Annotated in this window: 12 protein-coding genes; 6 read left to right on the top strand and 6 right to left on the bottom strand. The window is 73.4% G+C overall.

Annotation, left to right across the window (positions count from 1 at the left end; all coding sequences use genetic code 11):
- Together CKO13_RS07805 and CKO13_RS07800 are read left to right on the top strand one after the other, a co-directional pair.
- On the top strand, positions 1–1,026 hold a 1,026-nt coding region (locus CKO13_RS07805; RefSeq protein ID WP_200259108.1), incomplete at its 5' end, for a peptidoglycan DD-metalloendopeptidase family protein.
- Entirely contained in the window at positions 983–2,131 is a 1,149-nt protein-coding gene (locus CKO13_RS07800; protein WP_200259105.1) for an anhydro-N-acetylmuramic acid kinase, read from the top strand. The genes CKO13_RS07805 and CKO13_RS07800, both read left to right, overlap by 44 nt.
- Positions 2,132–2,157: 26 nt before the next feature.
- On the opposite strand, the gene erpA is transcribed toward CKO13_RS07800, so the two are convergent.
- Together erpA and argC are read right to left on the bottom strand one after the other, a co-directional pair.
- A complete protein-coding gene (gene erpA, locus CKO13_RS07795) occupies positions 2,158–2,526 on the bottom strand; it encodes an iron-sulfur cluster insertion protein ErpA (RefSeq protein ID WP_200259102.1) in 369 nt (122 codons plus the stop codon).
- Between the two features lie 56 nt (positions 2,527–2,582).
- Positions 2,583–3,617 (bottom strand): N-acetyl-gamma-glutamyl-phosphate reductase, encoded by a 1,035-nt coding sequence (gene argC, locus CKO13_RS07790; RefSeq protein WP_200259099.1) that lies wholly within the window; start codon positions 3,615–3,617, stop codon positions 2,583–2,585.
- A gap of 202 nt (positions 3,618–3,819) precedes the next feature.
- Here argC and hemJ point away from each other — a divergent pair, with 202 nt between their 5' ends.
- A complete protein-coding gene (gene hemJ, locus CKO13_RS07785; RefSeq protein ID WP_200259096.1) occupies positions 3,820–4,245 on the top strand; it encodes a protoporphyrinogen oxidase HemJ in 426 nt (141 codons plus the stop codon).
- Between the two features lie 81 nt (positions 4,246–4,326).
- On the opposite strand, the gene bfr is transcribed toward hemJ, so the two are convergent.
- From bfr to CKO13_RS07770, 3 genes are all read right to left on the bottom strand, one after another.
- A complete protein-coding gene (gene bfr / locus CKO13_RS07780) occupies positions 4,327–4,827 on the bottom strand; it encodes a bacterioferritin (protein ID WP_200259093.1) in 501 nt (166 codons plus the stop codon).
- A 252-nt stretch (positions 4,828–5,079) separates the two neighbouring features.
- Positions 5,080–7,347, bottom strand: coding sequence for a phosphoenolpyruvate--protein phosphotransferase (gene ptsP / locus CKO13_RS07775; RefSeq protein ID WP_200259090.1), 2,268 nt, complete (start codon positions 7,345–7,347; stop codon positions 5,080–5,082).
- Between the two features lie 9 nt (positions 7,348–7,356).
- Complete coding sequence (locus tag CKO13_RS07770) at positions 7,357–7,902, bottom strand: RNA pyrophosphohydrolase (RefSeq protein WP_200259088.1); 546 nt, start codon at positions 7,900–7,902, stop codon at positions 7,357–7,359.
- 122 nt (positions 7,903–8,024) lie between these two features.
- Between CKO13_RS07770 and CKO13_RS07765 the strand changes: the two genes are divergently transcribed.
- From CKO13_RS07765 to CKO13_RS07755, 3 genes are read left to right on the top strand one after another with little or no spacing between them, the layout of a single operon-like run.
- Positions 8,025–8,708, top strand: a complete 684-nt coding sequence (locus CKO13_RS07765) for a histidinol-phosphatase (protein WP_200259086.1) — start codon at positions 8,025–8,027, stop codon at positions 8,706–8,708.
- Positions 8,693–9,070, top strand: a complete 378-nt coding sequence (locus CKO13_RS07760) for a CidA/LrgA family protein (RefSeq protein ID WP_200259084.1) — start codon at positions 8,693–8,695, stop codon at positions 9,068–9,070. Before CKO13_RS07765 ends, CKO13_RS07760 begins: the two co-directional genes overlap by 16 nt.
- On the top strand, positions 9,060–9,782 hold the full coding sequence (locus tag CKO13_RS07755; RefSeq protein WP_200259082.1) for an LrgB family protein: 723 nt from the start codon (positions 9,060–9,062) through the stop codon (positions 9,780–9,782). Before CKO13_RS07760 ends, CKO13_RS07755 begins: the two co-directional genes overlap by 11 nt.
- On the opposite strand, the gene lnt is transcribed toward CKO13_RS07755, so the two are convergent.
- Positions 9,736–10,681: apolipoprotein N-acyltransferase (gene lnt, locus CKO13_RS07750; protein WP_200259080.1), on the bottom strand; the 946-nt coding region annotated here is incomplete at its 5' end. The genes CKO13_RS07755 and lnt overlap by 47 nt on opposite strands.

Below are 10,681 nucleotides of genomic sequence, written 5' to 3'. Positions count from 1 at the left end.
CTCAACGCCGGGCCGCCCGCCGAGCGGCTGGCGAGCCTCCACCCGGGGCAGCGCCTGACCCTCACCAAGGACGCGGAGGGCGCCCTGCAGGGGCTGCGCTTCCCGTTCAGCCCGGAGCAGGCGCTGCGCATCGAGGCCGACGGCGACGGCTTCCAGGCCGCCGTGGTCTCGCGCCAATCGCAGCGCCAGCTGGTCAAGACCGAGGCGGAGATCGAGCGCTCCCTCTACCGCGCCGCGCAGCGCGCCGGGCTCAACGCCCGGCTCACCATGCAGCTCACCCGCATCCTCGGCTGGGAGGTCGACCTCGGCCGCGACCTGCGCGCCGGCGACTCGTTCACCGTGATCTTCGAGCGGATCGAGACCGAGGACGAGACGGTCCTCGGCGATATCAAGGCCGTGCGGCTCGACAGCGACCGCGCCGGGACGATCGAGGCGGTCCGCTACAGCCACGGCGACGGCCAGGCCGACTACTACACGCCGCAGGGCGAGAGCCTGCGCCGCGAGTTCAAGCGCTACCCCGTCAACTACCGGCGCGTCAGCTCCTCCTTCGACCGCAACCGCCGCCACCCGATCCTCGGCGTCCGCCGCCCCCACCTCGGGGTCGACCTCGCCGCCTCCCGCGGGACGCCCGTGCGCGCCGCAGGCGAGGGGCGGGTCGTCGAGCGGCGGTACAAAGGGGGGTACGGGCGCCTCGTGACCCTCGAGCACGGCTCCCGCTACCGCACCCGCTACGCCCACCTCGCCCGCTACGCCCGCGGCCTCAGCCCCGGCGACCGCGTCGAGCGGGGGGAGGTCATCGGCTACGTCGGCAGCTCCGGGCTCTCCACCGGCCCCCACCTGCACTACGAGTTCCTCGTCAACGGCCGGCACCGCAACCCGGTCACGGTGGAGCTGCCGAAGGCGGACCCGCTGCCCGCCCAGTACCGGCAGGCGTTCAGGAGCCACGCCGAGCCGCTGCTCAGTGCGCTAGAGGGGAACCCCGATGACGGCGAGCTGCGCATCGCCCTCCTCGAGCCGGAGCAGTAGCGCCGAGGCGCGCGGCAGGCTGTGGATCGGCCTGATCTCGGGGACGAGCGTCGACGGCATCGACGCCGCCCTTGTGCGGATCACCCCCACGGGAAGGCTCGAGGACACCCTCGCCACGCGCACGCTCCCCCTGCCGGGGGAGCTCGCCGAGGCGATCCACCGCGCCGGCGCCGAGACCCCGCTCGCCACCCTCTGCGAGCTCGACGGCCGCCTCGGCGAGGCCTTCGGGTCGGCAGCGGCGCGCCTGCAGGAGGCCGCTGGCGGAGAGCCGATCGCCGCCGTCGGCTGCCACGGCCAGACCGTCTGGCACCAGGGCGCCCCGCTCCCCCCCCTCTCGGCGCAGCTCGGCGACCCGAACCGCATCGCCGCCGCCACCGGGCTGCCCGTCGTCAGCGACTTCCGCGGCCGGGACCTCGCCGAGGGCGGCCAGGGCGCTCCCCTCGCCCCCGCCTTCCACGCCGCCTGCCTAGGCCAGGGCGAGGCCTCCCGCGCCGTGGTCAACCTCGGCGGCATCGCCAACCTCACCCTGCTCTCGCCGCAGGGCCCGGTCACGGGGTTCGACCTCGGCCCCGCGAACACCCTCCTCGACGGCTGGGCCCGCCGCCACCTCGGCCGGGCGTACGATGCGGACGGCGCCTGGGCCGCCTCGGGGCGGGTCGATCACGCCCTGCTCGAGCGGCTGCTCGCCGAGCCGTACTTCCGCGCCCCGCCGCCCAAGAGCACGGGCCCGGAGCGCTTCTCCCTCGAGTGGCTGGAGGGGCAGCTCGAGGCCGGGGAGCGGCCGGAGGATGTCCAGGCCACCCTCACCGAGCTGACGGCGCGGAGTGTCGCGGAGGGCGTCGCGGCGTGGGCCGGGGCCGGCACCCGGGAGGTGCTGGTCTGCGGCGGCGGGGTCCACAATCGCCACCTCATGGCGCGCCTGCGCGCCCGGTGCCCCGGCCTGGAGGTGGCGAGCACGCAGGCCTACGGGGTGGATCCCGACTTCGTCGAGGCGATCGGCTTCGCCTGGCTGGCGTGGGCGCGGCTCGCCGGCGTCCCCGGCAACTGCCCCGCGGCCACCGGCGCCCGCCGCCCCGCCGTCCTAGGCGGGCTCTACGCGGGCTGAGCCGGCGGCCGGGCGCAGGGCGCCCCTCAGGGCGAGAAGGAGGAGCCGCAGCCGCAGGTGGTCGTCGCGTTCGGATTGCGGATGGTGAACTGCTCGCCCTCGATCCCGCTGACGAAGTCGACCTCCGCCCCCGAGAGGTAGAGCGCGCTCATCGGGTCGACGACGATCTGCACGCCGCGCTTGTCGATGACCGTATCCCCCTCCTCGAGGTTGTCGTCGAAGGTGAAGCCGTACTGGAAGCCCGAGCAGCCGCCCCCGCTGATGAACACGCGCAGCTTGAGGGTGCTGTCCCCCTCCGCCTCGATCAGCTCACGCACCTTGTCGGCGGCTGCGTCCGTGAAGAGGAGCAGCTCCTCCTCCGGGGTCTGCGTCTGCGGCTCTGCTGTCTGGGTCATAAGCGCCTCCCGTTCCTCAAGGCATTCTGTGGGGGGCCCTTCCCCCCGTCAACACGCTAGGGGAGCGTGGCGACCTCCCGGAGGCCGGCCCCCTCCTCGAGCCCGAACATCACGTTCAGGTTCTGCACGGCCTGCCCGGCGGCCCCCTTGGTGAGGTTGTCGATGACCGCCAGCACCACGACCTGGTCGGCGACCCCCGGCGGCTGGTGGACGCCGATCCGGCAGCCGTTCGTCCCGCGCACCCAGCGGGTCTCCGGGTGCGCCCCCGCCGGCACCACCTCGACGAAGGGCTCGGCGGCGTAGCGCTCCTGGTAGAGGGCCCGGATCTCCTCCGCCGAGCCGCGCGCCGCCACGTGCAGGGTCGCCTGCATGCCGCGGATCATGGGGACCAGGTGGGGCACGAAGACCGTCTCCACCGGCTCCCCGCGCAGCGTGCGGAGCGTCTGCTCGATCTCGGGCAGGTGGCGGTGGCCGCTCGCCCCGTAGGCCTTGAGGCTCTCGTCGGCCTCGCAGAAGAGGGTCGCCACCTTGGCGGCCCGGCCGGCGCCGGAGACGCCGGTCTTGCAGTCGGCGATCACCGGGCCGGACTTGAGGCGGTCCGAGGTCACGAGCGGGAGCAGGCCGAGGCCGACGGCGGTGGGGTAGCAGCCCGGGTTGGCCACGAGCCGGGCGCTGAGCACGGCCTCGCGGTGCGCCTCCGGCAGGCCGTAGGCCGCCTCCTCGAGCAGCCCGGGGCAGGCGTGCTCCATGCCGTACCACTCTTGCCAGAGCGCCGGGTCGCGCAGGCGGAAGTCGGCGCCGAGGTCGATCACGCGGCAGCCGGCCTCGAGCAGCGCCGGCGCCATCCCCATGGCGATCCCGTTGGGCGTGGCGAAGAAGACCGCATCGCAGCGGCTCAGCCGCCCCACGTCCGGCTCGGTGAAGGCGAGGTCCACCTCCCCCTCGAGGGCCGGGAAGAGCTCATCGACCCGCGTCCCCGACTCGCCCCGGGAGGTGATCTCCGCAAGGCGCAGCTGCGGGTGGCGCGAGACGAGCCGCAGGAGCTCCATCCCGGTGTAGCCGGTCCCGCCGACGATCCCTACATCAATCATGCCCTCTCGCTCTCCTCTTGGTGCATCTGCATGGCCACCCCGGCCCCGAGGAGGCCGGGAGCCCGGGGGCTCCCGCCCACCACGGCGAGCCTCTACAATACCCCTAGCCTGGTCGGGCCTCCAGGCACCGGCCCGGTCCGCCCGGGCGCAGCCCGGCCGGGAACCGACACGCAACCCGAGCGAGCAACAGCGAGGTACCGCCGTGCTCTACGTCTGGCTCCAAGCCTTCCACCTCATCTCCATCGTGACCTGGTTCGCCGCGCTGTTCTACCTCCCGCGCCTGTACGTCTACCACGCCATGGCCGAGGACGAGATCAGCCTCGAGCGGTTCAAGGTCATGGAGCGCAAGCTCTACCGCGGCATCATGAACCCGAGCGCCATCGTCGCCGTCGGCCTCGGCCTCACCCTCCTGGCCCTGAACCCGGCGTGGCTCACCCAGGGCTGGATGCACGTCAAGCTGGCGCTGGTGGCCCTGCTGATCGCCTACCACCTCTACTGCGGACGCATCCTGCGCACCTTCGCCGAGGACCGCAACGAGCGCAGCCACAAGTGGTACCGGGTGTTCAACGAGCTCCCCGTGCTGGTGCTTGTCCCCGTGGTCATCCTGGCGGTGGTCAAGCCGTTCTAGGGCCCCCAACGCAGGACCCCGGCGCGCTCAGCGGCACGCCGGGGTCCGAGGGTGCGGCGCAGCCCCGGGGGGCGGCGCCGGTCAGCTCTCGCCGGCCGCCTCCTGGGCGACCTGCTCGCCGCCCATGATCGAGCGCAGGTACGGCACCTCGCCGAGCTTGTCCATCAGCGAGAGCTGGGTCTCCAGCCAGTCCTCGTGCTCCTCCTCGTCGACGATCAGGTCGGTGAACAGCTGCCGCGAGGCGAAGTCCTGCACCGACTCGCAGTACGCCGCGGCCTTCCGGTAGAAGGCGAGGCTGTCCTTCTCGCCCTGCAGGTCCGCCTCGAGGAGCTGGCGGACGCTGCTCCCGGCGGAGATCTCCTCGGGCTGCATGTTGGGCGTGCCGCCGAGGTAGAGGATCCGCTGGATGAAGCGGTCGGCGTGCTCCCGCTCCTCCATGGACTCCTCCTCCTCCTTGGCGCCGAGCTTATCGAAGCCCCAGTCGTGCGCCAGCCGGGAGTGCAGGAAGTACTGGTTGATGGCGGTGAGCTCCATCCGCAGGCCCTGGTTCAGGTACTCGATGACTTTCTCGTCGCCTTGCATGATTCCCCCTTCTCTAGGTTGGTGGCTCGTACCGTAACTGTAACGCTGGGGCCCCGCTTCCGGGGCCCTCGCGGCCTTCGCCTGACGCCAGCTCCCGCTAGCACCCCCCGGCCCTAGTCTCGAGCGTCAGCTCGGCGGAGCGGCCGCGGCCCTCCGTGCCCCCGGCCCTTACGGTGCCCGGGATTGCCCGTTGCCGCCGAGGTTGCCCCCATCTCAACTTAAATAAGATTTAGTGTCAATCTAAAAAGTGCGCTACTTGCCCGCCCGGATCAGCCCGCCGAGCTCGTACTCCTCGAGGGTGCGGCGCAGCATCCGGCGCACCTCCTCCGGCGAGTCCATGTCCACGGCGCGGTTGACCAGCTCGGCGGCCCGCGCCACCGGCACGCGGCGGATCACCCACTTGATGCGCAGCAGGCTCGACACGCTCATGGACAGCGCCTCGACCCCGAGGCCCATGAGCAGGATGACCCCGGCGGGATCGCCGGCCATGCCGCCGCAGACGCTCAGGCGCTTGCCGTGGCGCCGCGCCGCCCGCACCACCTCGCGGATCGCCGCCAGCACCGCGGGGTGGAGCTCGTCGTAGAGGGAGGCCACGCGGCTGTTGTTGCGGTCCACGGCGAGCAGGTACTGCGTCAGGTCGTTGGAGCCCACCGACAGGAAGTCGGCCTGATCGCAGTAGCGGTCGATCTGGTAGATCGTCGCCGGGACCTCGATCATGACGCCGACGGGCGGGCTGCGGGTCTCGATGCCGTCCTCGGCCAGCTCCTGGCGCGCCCGCTGCACCAGGCGGCGGACGCCGCTGATCTCCTCGAGCCGGCTGACCATGGGGATGAGGATCTGCAGGTTGTTCAGGCCGCGGTCGGCGCGCAGCATCGCCCGCAGCTGCGTCAGGAAGATCTCGGGGTGGTCCAGCGTCAGCCGGATCCCGCGCCAGCCGAGGAAGGGGTTCTCCTCCTCGATGGGGAAGTACGCCAGCGACTTATCGCCCCCGACGTCCAGCGTGCGCAGGATCACGGGGTAGGGGCTGAACTGCTCGAGGACCTGGCGGTAGAGCGCCTCCTGCTCCTCCTCGCCGGGGAAGCGGTCGCGGATCAGGAAGGGGAACTCCGTGCGGTGCAGGCCGATGCCGTCGCAGCCGGCGGCGAGGGAGAGGTTGATATCGGAGATCAGGCCGGTGTTGGCGTAGAGCCCGATCCGGCGCCCGTCCGGGGTGACCGGCGGCTGGTCGCGGACCGCCTCGAGCCCCTCGGTGAACTCCGCCTCGTCGCTGATCAGGCGCTGGTACTCCTGCTCCACCGCCGGCGACGGGTCGACGTAGAAGCGCCCCGCGTAGCCGTCGACCACCGTCCGGCGGCCGTCGAGCTGGCGGATGCGCAGGTCGTCGACCCCCATCACCGCCGGGATGCCGAGCGCCCGGGCGAGGATGGCCACGTGGGAGTTGCGCGAGCCGGTGGCGGCGACCACCGCCACGAGGCGCTCGCTGGGGATCTCCGCGAGCTGCGAGGCGCTCACCTCGTGGCCGACGAGCACCGCCTGCTCGGGGACCCAGCGCACCTGCTCGCCCTCGTCGCGCAGCCGGCTGAGGATGCGCCGGCCGAGGTCGCGGATGTCGCTGGCCCGCTCGCGCAGGTAGGCGTCGTCCATCTCCTCGAAGACCTGGACGTGCTCGGCGATGACCTGGCGCAGGGCCCCCGGCGCCCAGTTGCCGGCCCGGATCCGGTCGCGGGTCTCGCGGACGAGGCTGTCGCCCTCGAGCATCCGCAGGTAGACGTCGAAGAGCATCTGCTCGTCGGCGGAGACCGACTCGGCGATCTGCTCGCTGAGCCGGTGGAGCTCGCCGCGCACCAGCTCGACCGCCGCCTCGAAGGCCGCCACCTCGGCCTCGGTATCGACCGGCGGGCGGTCGGGGATGGCGTTCAGGTCCGCCTGGGAGTAGGAGACGACCGCGGTGCCGATGGCCACGCCGGGGGCGCCGGGCAGCCCCTGCAGGGCGCGCCCCCCCTCGACGACGGCGTCCTGCTCCAGGCCGTCGATCCCGCCGCTGGCCCGGGCGTGGGCGATGGCGCCGGCCAGCTGCGCCGCCAGGGTGACGAGGAACGCCACCTCCTGCTCCTCGAAGCGCCGCCGCACGGTCTGCTGGACCACCAGCACGCCGAGGACCGTGCGGTAGTGGATGATCGGCACCCCCAGGAAGGAGGAGTAGCGCTCCTCGCCGGTCTCCGGGAAGTAGCGAAAGCGCGGGTGGGCGGGGGCGTCCTCGAGGTTGATCGGCTCCTCGCGCTCGGCGACCAGGCCGACGAGGCCCTGCTCGGGGGAGAGGCGCACCTGGCCGACGGAGCCCGGGTTGAGCCCGCGGGTATCCATGAGCACGAAGTCGCCTTGGGCCGCGTCGAGCAGGTAGACGGAGCAGACGTCCACGGCCATGGCGTCGGCGACCCGCTCGACGATGATGCGCAGCGCCTCCGGCAGCCCCGGGGCCGCGTTCACCTCCCGCGAGACACGGTGGAGTATATCGAGCATAAGGCCGCCCTAGCGCACCCGCTGCCGCGCCGCCGCCGGGATCCCCGGGCTCGGGGTGTCCGCCGCCGTGCCGGTGCTGCGCCACTCGGCGCCGAGGAGCCCGGAGAGCTCGTGCAGCGCGCGGCGGTAGACTCCCCGCTTGAAGGCGATCACCTCCTCGACGGGCTGCCAGTACGCCACCCAGCGCCAGCGGTCGAACTCGGGGCGGGCGCCGGCGTCGAGCCGGACGCGCTCCTCGCTCGCGACCAGGCGCAGGAGGAACCAGATCTGCTTCTGGCCGATGCAGCGCGGCCCCCGGCGGCGAATCATCCGCTGCGGCAGGCGGTAGCGCAGCCAGCGCCGCGTGGCGCCGAGGACGTCGACATCGGCGGCGCCCAGGCCCACCTCCTCCTCGAGCTCGCGGTAGAGCGCCTCGAGGGGGGTCTCGTCGGGCTCGATCCCGCCTTGGGGGAACTGCCAAGCGTTCTCGCCGGCCCGGCGTGCCCACAGCACCTGCCCTTCGCCGTTGGCGACGATGATACCGACATTCGGACGAAAGCCGTCGGAATCAACCACAGGGGCACGCCTCCTTACGCAGAATTCGCCGAAAGTATTCTTTCATAACCGTTCTAGGCGCGGCAATGCATCGCACCGATCTTGCGATATAATAGCGTACCGCTCTAGTGATGGGAGGCGCCGTGCCCGTAGCCCTCTTCGATCTCGACAACACCCTGATCGCCGGCGACAGCGACTGCCTGTGGGGGGAGCACCTCGTCGCCTGCGGGGCCGTCGAGGGAGAGGCCTTCGCCGCCGCCCACCGGCGCTTCCACGAGGACTACCTCGCCGGGCGGCTGGATATCGACGCCTTCCTCGAGTTCGCCCTGCGGCCGCTGGCGCAGCACCCCGAGGCCGAGCTCCTCGCCTGGCGCCAGCAGTTCCTGGACGAGCGCATCGAGCCGCTGATCCTGCCGGCGGCCCAGGCGCTGCTGGAGGCGCACCGCCGGGCCGGGGACCACCTGGCGATCGTCACCGCCACCAACAGCTTCGTCACCCGCCCCATCGCCGACCGGCTCGGCGTGCCGACGCTCCTCGCCACCGAGCCCGAGCGCCGGGGCGGGCGCTACACCGGGCGGCACACGGGGACGCCGACCTTCCAGGAGGGCAAGATCACCGTCGTCGAGGCGTGGCTGCGCGAGCACGGCCTCGACGGCGCCGAGCGGTGGTTCTACAGCGACTCCCACAACGACCTGCCGCTGCTGCGCCACGTCGAGCGCCCGGTGGCCGTCGACCCGGACGCCGCCCTCGCGGCCGAGGCGCGCCGGCGCGGCTGGCCGATCCTCACCCTGCGCGCCGCGGAGGCGCCCGAGTGCTCCACGGGCTGACCCTGCTGCTCGCCTACCAGCTCCTCGGCGAGCTCCTCGCCCGGCTGCTCGGGCTCCCCCTGCCCGGCCCGGTGATCGGCCTCGCCCTCCTCTTCGCCAGCCTGATCGCCCTGGGGCGGGTGCCGGAGGGGCTGCGCAGCGCCGCCGACGGCCTGCTGCGCTACCTGGCGCTGCTCTTCGTCCCCGCCGGCGTCGGGATCATGGCCCACCACCCCCGGCTCGAGGCCGACGCCGGCGCCATCGGCGCCGCCCTGGCCGTGAGCACCGCCCTGGCGCTGGCGGTCACCGCCGCCACCTTCCAGCGGGCCTCGGCGCAGCGCCGGCGCCGGGCCGCGGAGCAGGAGGGCAGGCGTGGGGAGTGAGCTGCAGGATATCTGGGCCTTCCTCGCCGAGAGCCCGCTGCTCGGGCTGACCGCCACCCTCGCGGCCTTCAGCGCCGGGCAGTGGCTCTGGCGCGGGCTCGGCCGCTCGCCGCTGGCCCACCCGGTACTGCTGGCCATCGGCCTGCTGATCGCCTTCCTGGCCGCCACCGGCACCGACTACGAGACCTACTTCGAGGGGGCGCAGTTCGTCCACTTCCTCCTCGGGCCCGCCACCGTCGCCCTCGCCGTGCCGCTGTTCGACCAGCTGCCCCGGATCCGCGAGCAGCTGCTGCCGATCACCGCCGCCGTGATCCTCGGCAGCGTCAGCGCCGCCCTCTCGGCGGTGCTCATCGGCGCCGCCCTCGGCGCCTCCCGCGAGACCCTCCTCTCCCTCGCCCCGAAGTCGGTCACCTCCCCCATCGCCATGGGGATCACGGAGCGCCTCGGCGGCCTCCCCTCCCTGACCGCCGGGCTGGTGCTGACCACCGGCGCCCTGGGCTGCCTGCTCGCCCCCCTGGTCTTCCGCCTGCTGCGCATCCGCGACGAGGCGGCGCGGGGCCTCGCCCTGGGGCTCGCCGCCCACGGCTTCGGCACCGCCCAGGCGTTCACCATCGGCCCGCTGGCCGGCGCCTTCGCCGGCCTCGGCCTCGGCCTCGCCGGGCTCGTTACCGCGCTGTTCGCGCCGCTGCTCGCGCCGCTGCTCGGCGCCTGAGGGGCTCGAGGCGCGCCCCGGCCAGCGCCAGGGCCAGCAGCGCCAGGAGCGGCCCATCGCCGAGGGCCACGTAGGGCGTCGTGCCCCTGCGCGGCTCGACGCGCTCGGTGACCACCGCCGTCTCGAAGGCGGCCGCCGAGGCCGCCACCCGCCCCCGGGGGTCGATGACCGCCGTGATGCCGGTGTTCGTCGCCCGCACCAGCCAGCGCCGGGCCTCCGCCGCCCGCTGCCGGGCCATCTGCAGGTGCTGGTGCGGCGCCAGGGAGGCGCCGAACCAGGCGTCGTTGCTGACGTTGACCAGCAGGTCCGCCCCCGCCGCGCTCTGCGCCGCGACCCGCGGGTACGCCGCCTCGTAGCAGATGCTCACGCCCAGGCGCAGGCCGTCGCCGACGGGCACGGGGCGGCCCGGGCCGCCCGGCGTGTAGTCCGCCATGGGGGCGCCGAGGAAGTCGAGGCTCCGCCCGAGGAGATCGCGGAAGGGGACGTACTCGCCGAAGGGGACGAGCCGGCGCTTGTGGTAGAAGGCCCGCTCCGGGCCGAGCACGGCGACGCTGTTGTGCAGCGGCCCCTCGCCGGAGCCGCCGGGCTCGCGGTAGGGGACCCCCAGGACCAGGGCGCCCCCCGCCCGCCGGACCCGCTCGGCCAGGGGGGCCAGGTAGCCCGGGGCGATGCGGTGGTAGAGCTGCGGGATCGCCGTCTCCGGCCAGACGATCAGGTCGGCGCCGGTGTGCTCGAGGGTCAGGCGGGCGTAGCGCTCGCGGATGGCGCCGCGGAAGGCGGGGTCCCACTTCTCGTCCTGCGAGAAGTTGCCCTGGATCAGCGCCGCCTCCAGGGCGGGGCCCGCCGGCGCGCTCCACGGCCGGTCCGCGGCGAGACCGGCGCCGGCCGCCAGCGCTGCG

Source organism: Halorhodospira neutriphila, from assembly GCF_016584055.1.
GTDB classification, from domain to species: domain Bacteria; phylum Pseudomonadota; class Gammaproteobacteria; order Nitrococcales; family Halorhodospiraceae; genus Halorhodospira; species Halorhodospira neutriphila.
The sequence above is the reverse complement of the archived record's forward strand: the minus strand, read 5'-3'. Positions and strand labels throughout refer to the sequence as shown.

What these genes read in the sequence shown, in the direction of transcription:
- argC (WP_200259099.1), bottom strand. Translation starts at nt 3,617, where the DNA reads ATGATTGATGTAGGGATCGTCGGCGGGACCGGCTACACCGGGATGGAG.
- erpA (WP_200259102.1), bottom strand. Translation starts at nt 2,526, where the DNA reads ATGACCCAGACAGCAGAGCCGCAGACGCAGACCCCGGAGGAGGAGCTG.
- bfr (WP_200259093.1), bottom strand. Translation starts at nt 4,827, where the DNA reads ATGCAAGGCGACGAGAAAGTCATCGAGTACCTGAACCAGGGCCTGCGG.
- CKO13_RS07800 (WP_200259105.1), top strand. Translation starts at nt 983, where the DNA reads ATGACGGCGAGCTGCGCATCGCCCTCCTCGAGCCGGAGCAGTAGCGCC.
- ptsP (WP_200259090.1), bottom strand. Translation starts at nt 7,347, where the DNA reads ATGCTCGATATACTCCACCGTGTCTCGCGGGAGGTGAACGCGGCCCCG.